The organism is Kitasatospora sp. NPDC053308, from assembly GCF_055585785.1.
The window spans coordinates 85,643-102,008 of the sequence record NZ_JBVJJY010000006.1; the positions used below are offsets into that span (position 1 = coordinate 85,643).

The 16,366-nt window shown below is 73.7% G+C and carries 13 protein-coding genes and 3 tRNA genes; 14 read left to right on the forward strand and 2 right to left on the reverse strand.

Going from position 1 to position 16,366, the window contains the following annotated elements; genetic code table 11:
* Positions 1-179 precede the first annotated feature (179 nt).
* The gene (locus ACZ6Y7_RS15815; protein ID WP_465758456.1) at positions 180-1,271 is read right to left on the reverse strand and encodes a M48 family metallopeptidase; all 1,092 of its coding nucleotides are present in this window, start codon (positions 1,269-1,271) and stop codon (positions 180-182) included.
* A gap of 248 nt (positions 1,272-1,519) precedes the next feature.
* On the opposite strand from ACZ6Y7_RS15815, the gene ACZ6Y7_RS15820 reads away from it, so the two are divergent.
* The 8 genes from ACZ6Y7_RS15820 (at position 1,520) to ACZ6Y7_RS15855 (ending at position 6,428) form a co-directional block, all read left to right on the forward strand.
* Positions 1,520-1,666 carry a hypothetical protein gene (locus ACZ6Y7_RS15820; RefSeq protein WP_465758457.1) on the forward strand — a complete coding sequence of 49 codons (147 nt, stop codon included), beginning with the start codon at positions 1,520-1,522 and terminating at the stop codon, positions 1,664-1,666.
* Between the two features lie 264 nt (positions 1,667-1,930).
* Positions 1,931-2,086, forward strand: coding sequence for a hypothetical protein (locus tag ACZ6Y7_RS15825; protein ID WP_179852881.1), 156 nt, complete (start codon positions 1,931-1,933; stop codon positions 2,084-2,086).
* A 147-nt stretch (positions 2,087-2,233) separates the two neighbouring features.
* On the forward strand, positions 2,234-2,866 hold the full coding sequence (gene nadD, locus ACZ6Y7_RS15830; RefSeq protein WP_465758458.1) for a nicotinate-nucleotide adenylyltransferase: 633 nt from the start codon (positions 2,234-2,236) through the stop codon (positions 2,864-2,866).
* A 14-nt stretch (positions 2,867-2,880) separates the two neighbouring features.
* Complete coding sequence (locus tag ACZ6Y7_RS15835) at positions 2,881-4,803, forward strand: LytR C-terminal domain-containing protein (RefSeq protein ID WP_465758459.1); 1,923 nt, start codon at positions 2,881-2,883, stop codon at positions 4,801-4,803.
* Positions 4,804-4,942: 139 nt separating this feature from the next.
* Complete coding sequence (gene rsfS / locus ACZ6Y7_RS15840) at positions 4,943-5,401, forward strand: ribosome silencing factor (protein ID WP_224284631.1); 459 nt, start codon at positions 4,943-4,945, stop codon at positions 5,399-5,401.
* Complete coding sequence (locus tag ACZ6Y7_RS15845) at positions 5,398-6,048, forward strand: histidine phosphatase family protein (protein WP_402216340.1); 651 nt, start codon at positions 5,398-5,400, stop codon at positions 6,046-6,048. Before rsfS ends, ACZ6Y7_RS15845 begins: the two co-directional genes overlap by 4 nt.
* Positions 6,049-6,239: 191 nt before the next feature.
* Positions 6,240-6,312 (forward strand) — tRNA-Ala (locus tag ACZ6Y7_RS15850).
* A 43-nt stretch (positions 6,313-6,355) separates the two neighbouring features.
* A tRNA-Ala gene (locus tag ACZ6Y7_RS15855) sits at positions 6,356-6,428 on the forward strand.
* A gap of 161 nt (positions 6,429-6,589) precedes the next feature.
* On the opposite strand, the gene ACZ6Y7_RS15860 is transcribed toward ACZ6Y7_RS15855, so the two are convergent.
* Positions 6,590-7,489 (reverse strand): helix-turn-helix transcriptional regulator, encoded by a 900-nt coding sequence (locus tag ACZ6Y7_RS15860; RefSeq protein WP_465758460.1) that lies wholly within the window; start codon positions 7,487-7,489, stop codon positions 6,590-6,592.
* Positions 7,490-7,592: 103 nt separating this feature from the next.
* Between ACZ6Y7_RS15860 and ACZ6Y7_RS15865 the strand changes: the two genes are divergently transcribed.
* The 6 genes from ACZ6Y7_RS15865 (at position 7,593) to ACZ6Y7_RS15890 (ending at position 16,202) form a co-directional block, all read left to right on the forward strand.
* Entirely contained in the window at positions 7,593-9,032 is a 1,440-nt protein-coding gene (locus ACZ6Y7_RS15865) for an MFS transporter (RefSeq protein ID WP_465758461.1), read from the forward strand.
* 220 nt (positions 9,033-9,252) lie between these two features.
* Positions 9,253-9,325, forward strand: a tRNA-Ala gene (locus ACZ6Y7_RS15870).
* Positions 9,326-9,422: 97 nt separating this feature from the next.
* Complete coding sequence (locus tag ACZ6Y7_RS15875) at positions 9,423-10,721, forward strand: hypothetical protein (RefSeq protein WP_465758462.1); 1,299 nt, start codon at positions 9,423-9,425, stop codon at positions 10,719-10,721.
* Between the two features lie 499 nt (positions 10,722-11,220).
* Positions 11,221-14,109, forward strand: a complete 2,889-nt coding sequence (gene leuS / locus ACZ6Y7_RS15880) for a leucine--tRNA ligase (RefSeq protein WP_465758463.1) — start codon at positions 11,221-11,223, stop codon at positions 14,107-14,109.
* 380 nt (positions 14,110-14,489) lie between these two features.
* Entirely contained in the window at positions 14,490-15,272 is a 783-nt protein-coding gene (locus ACZ6Y7_RS15885; RefSeq protein WP_465758464.1) for a hypothetical protein, read from the forward strand.
* 84 nt (positions 15,273-15,356) lie between these two features.
* On the forward strand, positions 15,357-16,202 hold the full coding sequence (locus ACZ6Y7_RS15890; protein WP_465758465.1) for a DegV family protein: 846 nt from the start codon (positions 15,357-15,359) through the stop codon (positions 16,200-16,202).
* Positions 16,203-16,366 lie beyond the last annotated feature (164 nt).

Consider the following 16,366-nt stretch of genomic DNA (forward strand, 5'->3'; position numbering starts at 1 on the left):
GCTCGCGGACGGAGCGGGAGGACAGCACGGCGGCCGGTGACCCGGGTGGGTCACCGGCCGCCACGTCGGCGCTCAGGGGCCGGCCAGCCGGCGGCCGGCGGCCGCGCGGGGTCACCGGCTGTACGGGGTCACCGGCTGTACGGGGTCACGGCCGTACGGGGTCACCGGCCCGCGCGGGGTCAGCCCTCGCCGCGGTCGGACGAGCCGGACGGCCCGGTGGAGCCGTTCGAGCCGTTGGAACCGTTGCGGGTGCCGCCGCCGGTGAAGGTGTCGCGGAGCTTGCCGCCCACCGTCGCGGCGCCGCCGGCGACGTCCCGGAGCAGGCCCATCAGCGGGTCCTTGCTCTCCTTCACCGAGGTCGTGTAGTGGTCGGCGGCGGCCTTCCACTGCTCGCCGACCGAGGTGTCCGGGTCGTCCGCGCGGCGCGGGTAGGCGCCGGTCATGATCGAGCGGTACTCGTCGCTCTCCGCCCACTTCTTCAGCTGGGCCACCCGGACCACCGCGAACGGGTGCGTCTGCGGCAGCACCTGGAGCAGCTTGAGCACGCCGTCGCGCAGGTCGCCGGCCTTCTCGTACTCCTCGGCCTGCTCCAGGAAGGCGTCGACGTTCATCTCGGCCAGGTTGTGCCCGCCGGCCAGCTTCATCAGGGCCCGCATGGACGCCTGGAGGTCCTGCCCGGCGAGCAGGCCCGCCCGGTCGCTGGACAGCTCCGCCTTGCGGAACCACTCCTTGAGCGCGGTGACGATGGCCATGATCGCCAGGTTGCCGAGCGGCACCCAGGCGATCCGGGTGGCGATGTTGGTGAGGATCATCAGCATCGTCCGGTAGACGGCGTGGCCGGACATCGCGTGGCCGACCTCGTGGCCGATGACCGAGCGCAGCTCCTCCTCGTCGAGCAGTTCGACCAGGCCGCTGGTGATCACGATGATCGGGGTGTCGATGCCGATGGTGAACGCGTTGACCGCCGGGTCCTGGGTCACGTACAGGTCCGGGACCCGCTCCAGGTCCAGCACGTAGGCCGCGTCGCGCACCATGCTGTGGAGCTCGGGGAACTGGCGCTCGGAGGTCTTGACCGCGGTGGCCAGGAACATCAGCCGGATCGAGCGCTCGGAGACCAGCCCGGCGAGCTTCTTCAGGACGTCGTCGAAACCGGTCAGCTTGCGCAGGGCGACCAGCGCGGAGCGGTCCGCCGGGTGCTCCCAGGCACGGGTGGAGATCCCGGGGAAGCGCTCGCGGCGGCGGCTCGGGGCCTTCACGGTCGGGTCGGTCATGGTGTGAGTACCTCCTGGTCGACGGCGGCTGCGGCCCGTTGGCCGGCCCCCCGCTGGTCTTCGCCTGCAACGACTGTCTGTGCAACGTCCGTGGTTGCGTACTCGTCCCCGGGGTCAGCGTACGCGGGGGCCCGGGCGCGCCGCAGGGGGCGGTGGGCGGCGCCGGTGTGAGGCCGGTTTACCCTGAATGCCCTGGACGACCGAGACCGGACCCGGCCGCGGTACCGAGCAGTTCGAGGAGCCCCGCAATGTCCACCGACACGCTTGTCAGCCTGGCCGCGCCCATCTCCGACGAGGCCGGGCCGGGCCTCTTCCTGCGGATCATCGTGATCGCGTCCTTCGTGGGCATCGGCCTGCTGGTGTGGATCATGGCCCGGGCCTTCCGCGGCAACTAGGACGGACGGCCCCTCTGGACGGCCTCCCTCCGGGGCGGGCTCTGGACGGGTTCCCTCGGGGGCGGGCTCTGGACGGGCTCCCGCCGGGGCGGGCTCCCCGCCCGGCGGTCGGGCCCTCGCCGGAGGCCCCGGGTCACGCCCGGTCAGCGGCGGTGGGCCGCCGAGCGGTTGCCGTGTGACCCCCCGTACGATGACGGGTGGGCCCTCACCGGCCCGGAACAACCCCCCAGGTCCGTTCACCGAGCCGAGAAGGTCCCGCCGACCATGAACACTGCCGCCGCACTCCCCGTTCTGAACCTGCTCGCCGAGGGCGAGGGGGGCAACCACGACAGCCTGAACCCGGCTCTGACGGGTGGCGCCGCGCTGTTCATCCTGCTGCTCCTGCTCTTCATCACCACCCGCTTCAACCGGGACCGCTGAGCCCGTCCCGCGGACCGATCGGGGAGCGCCCGGCCCACCTGGCCGACCGCTCCCCGACGCGTCTGCGGCCAACCCTCACCGCCTCTGCGGACGACCCCCACCCGGGCGTTCCCGCACCGTAACGGGTGTCGCGTAAGGTGTGGCGGCATGGGAGAGCAGGCCGGGAATCCCGGCGGAACGGAACCGCTGAAGAGGCGGCTCGGCGTGATGGGCGGCACCTTCGACCCGATCCACCACGGCCACCTCGTCGCCGCCAGCGAGGTCGCGAGCGCGTTCCACCTGGACGAGGTGATCTTCGTCCCGACCGGGCAGCCGTGGCAGAAGAGCGACCGGCACGTCACCCCGGCCGAGGACCGCTACCTGATGACGGTCATCGCCACCGCGGAGAACCCGCAGTTCTCGGTCAGCCGGATCGACATCGACCGCGAGGGCCCGACCTACACCGTCGACACCCTGCGCGACCTGCACGCCCTGCACCCGGACGCCGACCTCTTCTTCATCACCGGCGCCGACGCGCTCGCCCAGATCCTGTCCTGGCGCGACTCCGACGAACTCTTCTCGCTGGCCCACTTCATCGGATGCACCCGCCCGGGGCACACTCTGTCGGACGCCGGGCTTCCGGTGGGCGGGGTCTCCCTGGTGGAGGTCCCGGCGTTGGCCATCTCCTCCACGGACTGCCGCAACCGGGTCGCCAAGGGCGAGCCGGTCTGGTACCTCGTCCCGGACGGCGTGGTCCGCTACATCGACAAGCGGGCGCTGTACGCGCCGCGCGGGACCTGAGCCAGGAGCGGCGCATGACCGAACGCAGCGGCGGCCAGCAGCGGCCGGAGGACTGGTCCACCGGGCAGTACCAGCAGCCGTACCAGGGCCAGGGACAAGGCCAGGGCCAGGGCCACGGTTACCAGCAGCACCCGCAGCAGGCCTACGAGTCGTACGAGCAGCCGCAGTACGACCAGTACGGGCAGCCGGTGTACTCCCAGGACCCGTACGGCTACCAGCAGCAGGGGTACCAGGGACAGCACGGGCAGCAGGGGCAGCAGGCGTACGACGGGTACCAGCAGGGCGGCCAGACCGGGCAGGCCGGGCAGACAGGGCAGACCGGGCAGTTCGCGCAGCAGCAGGCGTACGAGCTGTACGACCAGTACGGGCAGCCGCAGTACGACCAGTACGGGCAGCCGGTGTACTCCCAGGACCCGTACGGCTACCAGCAGCAGGGGTACCAGGGCTACCAGCAGCCGTACCAGACCGCCGCCGGTCCGGCCGTCGCCGAGCCGGAGGGGGCTGCGGCACCCGTCAGCCCCGCGGCACCCGCGGCACCCGCTACGCCCGCGGCACCCGCGCCCGCCGCCGTGCCGCCGCGCCCGCGGGCGGCCAGGACCGGGGCGGAGGCCGGGCCGGCCAAGCCCGAGGCGCCCTCCGAGCAGGTCGCCGGGGCGCGCGGCAAGGCCGGGAGCAAGGCGCCCAAGGACAGCTACACCACGGGCGAGTTCACCTTCGTCGACGAGGAGGCGGAGGAGACCGAGGACGTCATCGACTGGCTCAAGTTCGCCGAGTCCCGCAGCGAGGTGCGCGCCGAGCGCCGCCGCAAGCTGCGCAACCGCCTGATCGGCCTCGGCGTGGTGCTGGCCCTCGCGGCGGGCGGCGTCGGCGGCTACCTGTGGTTCACCGGCGGCAAGCCGACCGCCGCCGCCGCGGCCGGCGGGCGCCAGGTCAACGTCGTCCACCTGCGCGACCTGCAGGGCAAGGTGTCCAGCGCGCTGCTGGTCGACGACGCCTCCGGGAAGAAGGGCACCGTGCTGCTGCTGCCCGACTACCTGCGGCTGCCCGGCCCCGGCGACCCGCCGGTCACCACCGTCGGCCAGGCCATGGACGCCGTCGGCGCCTCCGCGACCCGCGACGGCCTGGCCACCGTGCTCGGTGCCCCGGTGGCCGGCACCTGGCGGCTGGACACCCCGTACCTGGAACTGCTGGTCTCCCAGCTCGGCGGTGTCCGGGTGGACACCAACGCCGAGACCCACGAGGGCGGCAAGCCGGACGGCAAGCTGCTGTCCGCGGCGGGGAAGAACACCATGCTCAGCGGAAAGGCTGCGGTCGCCTACGCCACGCTGCAGAACCCCGGGGAGAGCCGGGACGCCCAGCTGGCCCGGTTCGGGCAGGTCATGGACGCGGTGGTGCGCACCATGCCGACCGAGTTCAAGGACGCCAAGGACGACGTGCACCGGATGAACGCGGTGCTCGACCCCTCGCTGCCCGAGGACGCCCTGGCCGGAGTGCTGGCCCAGCTCGCCCAGCAGGCGAAGGACGGCCACTTCGGCACCTCGGCGCTGACCGTCAAGCCGGACGGCACCCTGGACGAGGCGACCGCGGGCAAGCAGGTCAAGGACGTGCTCGGCGGCACGGTGAAGTCCGCGGCCGCGGGCGACGCCCCGGCCCGGGTCGCCCTGCAGGACGCCAGCGGCAACGACGCGGCGGCCGCCGCCGCGCAGGTCCAGATCGTCAACTCGGGCCTGACGTTCATCCCGGGCGGCGCCAAGACGGCCGCGCAGGCCACCAGTGAGATCCGCTACACCGACGACGCCCGTCAGGGCGCGGCCAAGTCGCTGGCGACCAGCCTCGGCCTGCCGGACACGGCGGTGAAGAAGGTCACCGGGGACACCCAGAACGCGGACCTGCTGGTCGTGCTGGGCAAGGACTACCAGGCGCCGAAGAACCCGTAGGCGCGGGCGGGCGTCGGCGCGGCGGCCCGGGCGGGCCCGGAAAACGGTTCCGGGCCCGCCCGGGCGGCGTGAGATCCTGGAAGGCGACCCCGGCCCCGCGCCGGGGCGCCGCCCCAAGCCGCCGAGCCGGAAGAACACCGTGACCGTCACCGACCACAGCCAGCAGCTCATCACCGTCGCCGCGCAGGCGGCGGCCGACAAGCTCGCGCACAACATCATCGCCTTCGACGTCAGCGAGGTGCTGTCGATCACCGACGCCTTCCTGATCGCCTCCGCGAACAACGACCGCCAGGTCCGCTCGATCGCCGAGGAGATCGAGGACCAGCTGCGCGAGCAGCTGGACATCAAGCCGGTGCGCCGCGAGGGCGAGCGCGAGGGCCGCTGGATCCTGCTCGACTACCTGGACATCGTCGTGCACGTCCAGCACTCCGAGGAGCGCTCCTTCTACTCGCTCGACCGGCTCTGGAAGGACTGCCCCGAGCTGCCGCTGCCCGAGGACGCCCTGGCCTCGCGCAACCGCCCCGACGCCCACACCGACGAGGCCGGCAACGCCGTCGCCCCCGCCGACGACTTCGGCAAGCCCGAGGACCTGCACTGAGCCGCGGCGCGCGAGGCCCGCGCATCGTCTTCTGGCGGCACGGCCAGACGTCCTGGAACCTCGAATCGCGGTTCCAGGGCACCACGGACATCGAGCTGACCGGCCAGGGCGTCCTGCAGGCCCAGCGGGCGGCCCGGCTGCTCTCCGGGCTCCGCCCCGACCTGCTGATCTCCTCCGACCTCAAGCGTGCCCGGCGCACCGCCGACGAACTGGCCAGGGTCACCGGGCTGGACGTGACGCACCACGAGGGCCTGCGGGAGACGTACGCGGGCTCCTGGCAGGGCCTGACCAACGCCGAGATCCGCGAGCGCTTCCCGGAGGAGTACGCGGCCTGGGCGGCCGGTGAGCCGGTGCGGCGCGGCGGTGGCGGCGAACTCGCCACCGAGGTCGCCGACCGCTCGGTGCCGGTGGTCCTGGAAGCCGCCGCCAAGCTGCCGGAGAACGGGACGCTGGTCGTGGTCAGCCACGGCGGGACGATCCGCACCATGCTCGGACGGCTGCTGGACCTGGAGCCGGCCCAGTGGGAGTGCTTCGGCGGGCTGTCCAACTGCTGCTGGTCGGTGCTCGGCCGGGGGGCGCGCGGCTGGCGCCTGCTGGAGCACAACGCGGGCACGCTCCCGCAGCCGGTCATCGGCGACGACACCTGAGCGAGCCCGAGCGAGCCCCGAGCGGTTCCGGCACCGGCGTCCGGTCGGGCGTCCGGTGCGGGCCTGCGGCTCGGGGGTGCGGGGGGCCCACGGGAACGGATTTCGCAGTTCCGGCCCTGACCAGCTAGAGTCTTCCTCGTTCGCAGGGAAGGAACGCGGCCCGGAAGGGAAGCGGGAGATCCGGTGAGTGCGGGGCTATAGCTCAGTTGGTAGAGCGCTTGCATGGCATGCAAGAGGTCTGGGGTTCAATTCCCCATAGCTCCACTCCGCATCGGCGGTCGTGGTCAGCCAGGGTCGCCCGTGTCGCGGGGCTATAGCTCAGTTGGTAGAGCGCTTGCATGGCATGCAAGAGGTCTGGGGTTCAATTCCCCATAGCTCCACAGCAGTTCAGGAGGCCGTCACCCGAGGGTGGCGGCCTCCCGGCGTTCCCGCGGAACACTCGGTGCCGGATGCCGGATGCCGGATGCCGGATGCCGGATGCGGGGTGCGGGGTGCCGGATGCCGGATGCGGGGTGCCGGATGCGGGGGCACGGGGCGCCGCTCACAGCTCGCAGCAGTGCATCCAGCCGCCCGGCGGCAGCGAACCGAGCCGCTCCACCCGCTCCTGGTCCTGCGGACCCGCCGGCACGTACACCACGATGTAGCACTCCGGCACGCCAGGCATCGTCAGGTAGGTGGCGTTCAGCCGCAGCACCCCGAGCCGCGGGTGGCGGAACATCCGCAACCAGGTCTCCGGCGGCGCGACCTCCTGGCGGTCCCACAGCTCCCGGAACAGTGCGCTGCGCGCCGACAACCGCTGCACGTGCTCCTCCCAGGCCGGCTCGCCCACGTGCTTGCCGTACGCCGAGCGCAGCACCGCCACCATCCGCGGCAGCGCCTCGTCCCGGTTCTCGCACGGGTTGCAGCACGGCGGGGCGGTCAGCATGCACCAGAGGCTGTTGAAGACGACCCCGCCGGCCGGGCGCATCCGCTCGGTGCCGAACAGCGAACGGTACGGCCCGTTGTAGCTCAGCACGTCGAAACGGGTGTTGGAGACCGCCGCCGGCAACGGGGCGAGCGAGTCCAGGATCACCTGGATCGACGGGCTCAGCTCCGGCGGGCCCGGCTGCGCGAGCGGCGACGGGGACATCCCGGCCAGCCGGAACAGGTGCTCGCGCTCGGTGCCGTCCAGCCGCAGCGCCCGGGCCACCGCCAGCAACACCTGCTCGCTCGCGTTGATCGGCCGCCCCTGCTCCAGCCACGTGTACCAGGTGACCCCGACCCCGGCGAGCTGCGCGACCTCCTCGCGCCGCAGCCCCGGCGTACGGCGCCGCAGCCCGGGCGGCAGCCCCACCTCCTCGGGCGTGACCCGCGCCCGGCAGGCCTTCAGGAAGCGGGCCAGTTCGGTGCGGCGGCGGTCGCGACCGCCCGCGGCGGTGGGCAGTTCCTCCAGGACGGTCATGGCCACCATCGTGCCGCAGGCCCGGCAGGCGATACAGGTGCTGCCAGTACCAGGATCGGCAGGCTCTAACCACCAGTACCGGCGGGGCCGCAGGCTGACTGCCATGACGGACCTCCAGATCCGGCCCGGCGTGGCCGGAAGCACCACCGGGGCCCCGGCCGTACGCCCCGGGCTCCTCCTCGCGCTCGTCCTGTGCGGGCAGTTCATGGCCGTGCTCGACGTCTCCATCGTCAACGTCGCGGTCCCCACCATCCGCACCGACCTGGGCGCCTCCGGCGCCGCCCTGCAGCTGGTGATCGCCGGCTACACCATCGCCTACGCCGTGCTGCTCATCACCGGCGCGCGGCTCGGCGCCCGGTACGGCTACAGCCGGCTGTTCCAGCTCGGCCTGGCCGCCTTCACCGCCGCCTCGCTGGCCTGCGGCCTCGCCCCGTCCACCGGCTGGCTGATCGCCTTCCGGCTGCTCCAGGGCGCCGGCTCCGCGCTGATGGTGCCGCAGGTGATGAGCCTGCTGCAGCGCACCTTCACCGGCGCCGCCCGCACCCGGGCGCTCGGCCTCTACTCGGCGGTGCTGGCCGGCGGCATGGCGCTCGGCCAGGTCCTCGGCGGGGTGCTGGTCAGCGCCGACCTGTTCGGCACCGGCTGGCGGCCGGTGTTCCTGGTCAACGTGCCGATCGGGGTGCTGCTGCTGGCCGCCGGTGCCCGGCTGCTGCCCCGGCTGCCCGGCGACCCCTCGCGCGGCTTCGACCTCCCCGGCCTGGCGGTGCTCGGCGCGGCGCTCGGACTGCTGGTGGTGCCGCTCGTCCTCGGCCACGAGCTCGGCTGGCCCGCCTGGGGCTGGGCGATGATCGCGGGCAGCGTGCTGCTGTTCGGACTCTTCGTGGCGGTCGAGCGCCGGATCGCCCGCGGCGGCGGCCAGCCACTGATCTCCGGGCGGGTCCTGCGCGCCCCCGGGCTGCGGCCCGCGGCGGCCGGCCTGTTCGCGATCATGGCGGCCTTCGCCGGCTTCATGTTCGCCTTCGCCCTGCACCAGCAGGCCGCGCTCGGCCACACCGCCCTCAAGGCCGGGCTCTGCTCGGCACCCGTCGCCATCGGCTTCGGCCTGTCCAGCATGCACTGGCACCGGCTGCCCGGCCGGCTGCACCAGGCCCTGCCGCTCCTCGCCGGGGTGCTCCTCGGCGGCGGCTACCTGCTGCTGGGCGTCCTGCTCGGCGGCGGCGCCGGGATCGGCGCGGGACCGCTGGTGGAGATGGCCGTGCTCGGCCTGATCGCCGGCTGCGCGTACGCGCCGCTGTTCGCCCGGGCCCTCGCGGGGGTGGCGCCCGAGGACGCGGCCGACGCCAGCGGGGTGATGGTGACGGTCATCCAGCTCGGCCAGGTGATCGGGGTCGCGGTGCTCGGCTCGGTGTTCCTCGGGCAGGTCCACCTGCCGGCACCCGCCGCCGAGTCCGGGCACGCCCTGCGGACCACCCTGCTGCTCGACGCCGTCGCGGCGCTCGCCGCGGCGGGCTGCGCCGCACGCAGCGGGCGGGCGGCGCGGTAGCCCGCTCGGACGCGGACCGCGCGGCGCCGGGCGGTGCAGGGCGGTGCTGCGCGGTGCGGGCGGTGCTGCGCGGTGCCGGGCGGGCGCCTTCCGGCGAGCCGGGGAACGGGACCCCGGGAAACGGATTTCTGGAGCACGCCCCCGACCGTGTAAAGTAGTCGATGTCGCCGAGGGAAACCGGACGGAAACGGCCGAAAGCCCCGGTGACATCGCAGGTCAAGGGGCTATAGCTCAGTTGGTAGAGCGCTTGCATGGCATGCAAGAGGTCTGGGGTTCAATTCCCCATAGCTCCACAGCAGTCGAGAGCCGCCTCCCGGGAACGGGGGGCGGCTCTCCGCGTTTCCCCCCGGCCACCGGCGGGATGGCCCGCAATCCCGCTACCGTCGTGCCATGGCCGATCTGGAGCGAAGGCGGAACGAGGAACTGGCCCGGATACTCCATCAGCTCGGCTGGAGTCCGGAACGGCTCGCCCGCGAGGTGAGCCTCGCGCTGCCACCGGGCCTGGCCATCAGCTCCACCGCCCCCTACAAGTGGCGCGACCGCGGCATGGTGCCGCGCAGCCCGCACGACCAGGCGGTGTGCGAGGTGCTCAGCCGCACCCTCGGCATCGCCGTCACCTACGAGCAGCTGTGGGGCCGGATGGGCGGCCACCGCGGCGCCAAGATCCTCTCGCCCCGGCTGCTCACCGACCCGTGGACCGCCGACACCGCCCAGACCGCGCTGCGCGAGGCCGCCACCGACGCCGGTCCGGTCCGCCTCACCGACCTCTTCCGCAACGCCGACCTCGACCAGGCGGCCGCCCGGCTCGGCTCGCCGCCCCCGCCCGTCGGTGGCGGCGAGGGCGCGCTGCGCGTCGAAGCCGCGCTGGTCGGCGAACTGGGCCTGTCCTACCGCAGCAAGCAGCGACTCGAACGGTCCTGCGGCGGCGGCCTCGTCCTCGGCCCCGTCCGGGCCGAACTCGCCATGCTCGCCAAGCTGCTGGAACTCGGCGCGTACGACGAACGACTGGGCCGCGAGCTGTACGGCGCCGCAAGTAGGCTCGCCCGGCTGGCCGGCTGGGCCGCCTACGACCTCGGCCACGACGCGGCCGCCCAGCGCGCCTTCGTCGCCGCGCTGCGCGCCGCCCACGTCAGCGGCGACGCCCGGCTCGGGGTCGCCGTGCTCGGCGCGCTGGTGGTGCTCGCCACCCAGGGCCCGGGCGGCCGCGGCCTGGACGCCGTCTCCGCGCTGGAGGGCGCCCTGGACGCTCACGGAGAGGCCCTGAGCCCCACCGGGCGCGCCCGCCAGCTCGGCCGGCTCGCCCGGGCGTACGGCCGCCGGGACGAGCCGGAACGCGCCGAGGACGCCTCCCGCCGGGCCTTCGCCGAACTGGACGGCGTGCCCGGCGCCGAGGAGGCCCGCGCCTCGCTCGCCGGCATGGTGGGGGAGGGGCGGCTGGCGCTCGGCCAGTACCGGCTGGCGAAGGCGCTGCTCGCCGAGGCGGTGGCCGGGCTCGGGGCTGGGCGGGCGCGCTCCAAGGCGCTGCTGATGGTGCGCCTCGCCGAGACCCACCGGCGGCTCGGCGACCAGCGGGAGGCGGCGCGCACCGCGGCGCTGGCGCGCTCGCTCGCGGCGGGGATGCAGTCGGAGCGGCTGGCGAAGGCGCTGCGGGACTTCGACGCGGCCGGGCGGGCGGGGGCGGCACGGTGAGGCTGCGGTAGGGCGCGCGGGGGGTGTCCGGGGGTTCTCGCGGGGTCGGCTCTCGCGGGGTCGGCTCTCGCGGGGTCGGCTCTCGCGGGGTTGGCTCTCGGGGGGTCTCGTGCGGCTCCCGTGGTGCTCCCGTGGGGTTCTGGTCGGGTTCCCGTGGGACGGAGAGGTGGTGCTCGGGTGCCGCTCGCGCCGCGGACGGGTGGTGCTCGGGGACGGAGGGGCGGTGCCAGGGCGCCGCTCGCGCGGCGGTCCCGGTGGAATACCCGGCAGGACGCCGGAGCGCTTGCGGTACCCTGAGCCCATGCGAACCGTGCGCCTGCTCCTTAGCCGGCCGCGCTGACCAGGACCGGCTGAGCCCTCGGGCGGTGCCGGAGTCGGCGTGGCGTCCCCTCCTGCGAGGGGATTTTTTGTTTTCCGCCCCCGATCCCGTCCCGGGCCGGGTCCACGGGTCGGCCGCCTGCGCGGTTCGCCAACCGACACCGATGGAGCTTGAAGGACCATGAGCGAGACGACCCCTGCGTCCGGCGCGGCCGAGACCGCGACCGAGCCGTTCCGGTACAGCGCCGCGCTGGCGGCCGAGATCGAGTCCCGCTGGCAGGACCTCTGGGAGAAGGAGGGCACCTTCCACGCCCCCAACCCCACCGGTGCGCTGGCCGACCCGTCCGCCGGTGACGTCGCCGCGAAGCCGCACAGCTTCATCATGGACATGTTCCCGTACCCCTCTGGTGCGGGTCTGCACGTCGGCCACCCGCTGGGCTACATCGCCACCGACGTCTTCGCCCGCTACCAGCGGATGACCGGCCACAACGTGCTGCACACGCTGGGCTACGACGCCTTCGGCCTGCCCGCCGAGCAGTACGCGGTGCAGACCGGCACCCACCCGCGGGTCTCCACCGAGGCCAACATCGCCAACATGCGCCAGCAGCTGCGCCGGCTGGGCCTGGGCCACGACCCGCGCCGCTCGATCTCCACGATCGACCCGGACTACTACCGCTGGACCCAGTGGATCTTCCTGCAGATCTTCAACTCCTGGTACGACGAGGACGCCCGCAAGGCCCGTCCGATCGCCGAACTGGTCGCCCAGTTCGAGTCCGGCGAGCGGCAGACCCCGGACGGCCGTCCGTGGGCGTCGCTGTCCCCCGCCGAGCGCGACGAGGTGCTGGGCGAGTACCGCCTGGCGTACGCCAAGGAGGTGCCGGTCAACTGGTGCCCCGGCCTGGGCACCGTGCTGGCCAACGAGGAGGTGACCGCGGACGGCCGCTCCGAGCGCGGCAACTTCCCGGTGTTCAAGTCCAACCTGCGCCAGTGGATGATGCGCATCACCGCGTACTCCGACCGGCTGATCGAGGACCTGGACCTGCTGGACTGGCCCGAGGCCATCAAGCTGCAGCAGCGGAACTGGATCGGGCGCTCCGAAGGCGCCCGGGTCGACTTCGCCGCGCCCGGTGACCAGAAGATCACCGTCTTCACCACCCGCCCCGACACCCTGTTCGGCGCCACCTACATGGTGCTGGCCCCCGAGCACGGCCTGGTCGACTCGATCGTCCCCGCCGCCTGGCCGGAGGGCGTGCCCGCCGAGTGGACCGGCGGCGCCGCGACCCCCGCCGAGGCCGTCGCCGCCTACCGGGCCACCGCCGCCGCCAAGTCGGACGTCGAGCGCCAGGTCGAGGCCAAGGTCAAGACCGGCGTCTTCACCGGCGCCTACGCCGTCAACCCGGTCAGCGGCGCGTCCGTCCCCGTGTTCATCGCCGACTACGTGCTGATGGGCTACGGCACCGGCGCCATCATGGCCGTCCCCGCCCACGACCACCGCGACTTCGCGTTCGCCCGCGCCTTCGCCCTGCCGATGCGCTGCGTCGTCGAGCCGACGGACGGCCGGGGCTCGGACCCGGCCGAGTGGGACGACGCCTTCGACACCTACGACTCCGTCATCGTCAACTCCGTGCGGGAGCAGGGCGACCTGTCCCTGGACGGGCTGAGCGTCGTCGACGCCAAGGCCCGCGTCACCGGCTGGCTGGCCGAGCGCGGCATCGGCGAGGGCACCGTCAACTACCGCCTGCGCGACTGGCTGTTCAGCCGCCAGCGGTACTGGGGCGAGCCCTTCCCGATCGTCTACGACGAGGACGGCGTCATGCACGCGCTGCCCGAGTCGATGCTGCCGGTCGAGGTCCCCGAGGTCGACGACTACTCGCCGCGCACCTACGACGCGTACGACTCCAGCTCCTCGCCCGAGACCCCGCTGTCGCGCAACGAGGCCTGGGTCAACGTCGAACTGGACCTGGGCGACGGCCCGAAGAAGTACCGCCGCGAGACCAACACCATGCCCAACTGGGCGGGTTCCTGCTGGTACGAGCTGCGCTACGTCGACCCGACCAACCCCGAGAAGGTCGTCGACCCGGCCAACGAGAAGTACTGGCTGGGCCCGACGGACACCAAGCCCGCCGGTGGCGCCGACCTGTACGTCGGAGGCGCCGAGCACGCCGTGCTGCACCTGCTGTACGCGCGCTTCTGGCACAAGGTGCTGCACGACCTGGGCCACGTCTCGTCCGTCGAGCCGTTCCACAAGCTGTTCAACCAGGGCATGATCACCGCCGACGTCTACCGCGACGAGCGCGGCTTCCCGGTGCCCGCCGCCGAGGTCGAGGAGCGCGACGGCCAGTACTCCTGGCAGGGCGAGCCGGTCAAGCGCGAGGCCGGGAAGATGGGCAAGTCCCTGAAGAACGCCGTCGCGCCGGACGACATCGCCGACGAGTACGGCGCCGACACGCTGCGCCTGTACGAGATGTCGATGGGCCCGCTGGACGTCTCCCGCCCGTGGGACACCCGCGCCGTCGTCGGCTCGTACCGCTTCCTGCAGCGGCTGTGGCGCAACATCGTCTCGGAGACCACCGGTGAACTGGTCGTCACCGAGGAGGCGCCCGACGAGGCCACGCTGCGCGCCCTGCACAAGGCGATCGACGGCATCCGCGGCGACATGGCCGCACTGCGGTTCAACACGGCTGTCGCCAAGGCCATCGAGCTGAACAACTTCCTGGTCAAGCGCGGTTCGACGCCGCGCGCCGTGGCCGAGCAGCTGGTGCTGATGGTCGCGCCGCTGGCCCCGCACATCGCCGAGGAGCTGTGGCGCCGCCTGGGCCACGGCGAGTCGCTGGCGCACGCCGACTACCCGGTCGCCGACCCGGCGTACGTGGTGGACGAGACGGTGACCTGCGTGGTGCAGATCAAGGGCAAGGTGAAGGCCCGGCTGGAGGTCGCGCCGAGCATCTCGGACGCGGAGCTGGAGGCGCTGGCGCTGGCGGACCCGGCGGTGGTCGCGGCGATCGGCGGCGCGGAGGTGCGCAAGGTGATCGCGCGGGCGCCGAAGCTGGTGAACATCGTCACGGGCTGACGGTGGCGCCTTGGGCCCGGGTGTGAGGCCCGGGCTCGGGGCCGGTGAGCGGGCGGGCGTCCTTCGGGGCGCCCGCCCGTTTCGCTCGGGGGCGCGGGGTGTGGGGTGTGCGGCGTGTGCGGCGCGCGGGTTGGGGGCGTGTGGCCTGGGGGTGTGGCCTGGGGGGTGGCGCGCGAAGGCCGGGGTGGGGTGGGGCGAGGGGCGCCGGCGGGGGTGGGGTCGGGGTCCTCGGGGTGATCCCGGATCTGTCCCTGATCTCCGTCCGCGGGGCCCCTTCGGACGGTCCCCTGGGGCTGCTCCGGAGCTACCGTGGAACCCTCGGCGATGCGGCCCGCGTTGGGCGTGGTGGGGGCCGATACGGCAGCGGAAGGTGGCACGCGATGGACGTGTTCGGCGTGATGATCGGCCTGGTCCTGCTCTTCGGGATCGCGGCGGTCGTCCTGGCGGTGGTCGGCACGGTCAAGGCGGCCAAGGCCGTCGGCGCGAAGATCGAGAAGCACGAGGCCAACGCGCGGCGCGCCGTGGAGACCGTCGCCCTCAAGGCGAAGACGTACACCAAGGTCGGCCCGCCCGCGCAGATCGCCACCGTCCGGCTCGGCCTGCGCACCTCGCTCGACGGCACCCGGCAGGTGCTGGAGAGCGGGCTCGGCCAGGACGGCCAACTCGGCGAGGCACTCGCCCTGCTCACGCGGCTCGACACCCACGCGGCGGAACTCGACGGCGAGCTGCGGATGCTCGAACGCGAGCCCGACGCCGCGCGGATCGCCGCAAAGCTTCCGGAGCTGCGCGAGCGGGCGGAGCGGATCACGCACGCGGCGGAGAGCATGCGCTGGGCCGCCCAGGACCGGATGCACCGCTTCGCGGACGACGAGCTGAGCCGGCTCAGCCAGGAGTGCGAGAGCGAGGCGGGCGCGCTGCGGCACTGGGACACGTCGGGAGCGGGTTCGGGGGTGGGCTCCGGCTCGGCGACATCGGCGGCGGGTTCGGGCTCGGCGGCGGGTTCGGGCGCCGGTGCGGCGGGTGCCGGCGGGCGCGCCGCCCGGGCCGGGCTGACGGACGGGAAGGGGCGGACGAGCGCGGAGGAGCTGCTGGGGCTGGCCGATCCGCTGGCCAAGCTGGCGCAGCGGCTGCGCAAGCCCTCGACGGGATCCTCGGCGGGCTGAGCTCCCGCGGTCGCCCGGGCGACCGCACCACCGTCCTCCGGCGGCCGCTGTCCTCCTGCACGAACGGGGAGTAACCTCCGCCTCATGCCCTCCGACCTCGCGCTTGTCACCGATTCCACGGCCTATCTGCCGCAGGAGGCCCTCGACCGGCACGGGATCACGGTGGTCCCGCTGAGCGTCGCGGTCGGGGACTCGGTACTCAGCGAGGGCGTCGAGATCTCCCCGAAGGACGTCGCCGAGGCACTGCGGGAGAAGCAGCGGGTGACCACCTCCCGGCCGAACCCCGAGACCTTCGCGGCCACCTACCGGGCCGCCGCCGAGGCCGGTGCGCAGGGGATCGTCTCGGTGCACATCTCGGGCGAACTGTCCGGCACCGTCGAAGCCGCCCGGCTGGCGGCCGCCGAGGCACCCGTACCCGTGCGCGTGGTGGACAGCCGACTGGTCGGGATGGCGCTCGGCTACGCGGTGCTGGCGGCGGCCGAGGCCATCGCGGACGGGCAGGACCTGGCCGGCGCGTCCGGAGTGGCGACCGCGCGGGCGGAGGCGACCAGCGGATTCTTCTACGTCGACACCCTGGAGCACCTGCGCCGGGGCGGTCGGATCGGGACGGCGCGTGCGCTGCTCGGATCGGCCCTGGCGGTCAAGCCGCTGCTGCACCTGGACGCCGGGCGGATCGAGCCGCTGGAGAAGGTGCGGACGGCGTCCCGGGCGATCGCGCGGCTGGAGGAGATCGCCGTCGAGCGGTCGGGGGAGCGGGAGGTCGACATCACCGTGCACCACCTGGCGGCCGAGGACCGGGCCGAGCCGCTCGCGGAGCGGTTGCGGGCGCGGGTGCCGGGGCTGCGGGAGCTGTACGTCGGAGAGGTCGGGGCGGTGATCGGCGCGCATGTCGGGCCGGGGCTGCTCGCGGTGGTGGTCGCGCCGCGCTGAGGGGCGCGGGAGTCGGGTGGCGGCGCGGGTGTGGGGGTCGGGGCTGAGTTGGGCGGGGCGGGGCCGGGCGGTGTGTGTCGGGCGGTGCGGCGTGGGCGGTGCGGCGCTGGGCGGTGCGGCGCTGGGCGGTGCGGCGCTGGGCTGGACCGACTGAGCTGGGCGGG

What these genes read in the sequence shown, in the direction of transcription:
- ACZ6Y7_RS15825 (WP_179852881.1), top strand. Translation starts at nt 1,931, where the DNA reads ATGAACACTGCCGCCGCACTCCCCGTTCTGAACCTGCTCGCCGAGGGC.
- ACZ6Y7_RS15885 (WP_465758464.1), top strand. Translation starts at nt 14,490, where the DNA reads ATGGACGTGTTCGGCGTGATGATCGGCCTGGTCCTGCTCTTCGGGATC.
- ACZ6Y7_RS15860 (WP_465758460.1), bottom strand. Translation starts at nt 7,489, where the DNA reads ATGACCGTCCTGGAGGAACTGCCCACCGCCGCGGGCGGTCGCGACCGC.
- ACZ6Y7_RS15815 (WP_465758456.1), bottom strand. Translation starts at nt 1,271, where the DNA reads ATGACCGACCCGACCGTGAAGGCCCCGAGCCGCCGCCGCGAGCGCTTC.
- leuS (WP_465758463.1), top strand. Translation starts at nt 11,221, where the DNA reads ATGAGCGAGACGACCCCTGCGTCCGGCGCGGCCGAGACCGCGACCGAG.
- ACZ6Y7_RS15890 (WP_465758465.1), top strand. Translation starts at nt 15,357, where the DNA reads ATGCCCTCCGACCTCGCGCTTGTCACCGATTCCACGGCCTATCTGCCG.
- ACZ6Y7_RS15835 (WP_465758459.1), top strand. Translation starts at nt 2,881, where the DNA reads ATGACCGAACGCAGCGGCGGCCAGCAGCGGCCGGAGGACTGGTCCACC.
- ACZ6Y7_RS15820 (WP_465758457.1), top strand. Translation starts at nt 1,520, where the DNA reads ATGTCCACCGACACGCTTGTCAGCCTGGCCGCGCCCATCTCCGACGAG.
- ACZ6Y7_RS15865 (WP_465758461.1), top strand. Translation starts at nt 7,593, where the DNA reads ATGACGGACCTCCAGATCCGGCCCGGCGTGGCCGGAAGCACCACCGGG.
- ACZ6Y7_RS15875 (WP_465758462.1), top strand. Translation starts at nt 9,423, where the DNA reads ATGGCCGATCTGGAGCGAAGGCGGAACGAGGAACTGGCCCGGATACTC.
- nadD (WP_465758458.1), top strand. Translation starts at nt 2,234, where the DNA reads ATGGGAGAGCAGGCCGGGAATCCCGGCGGAACGGAACCGCTGAAGAGG.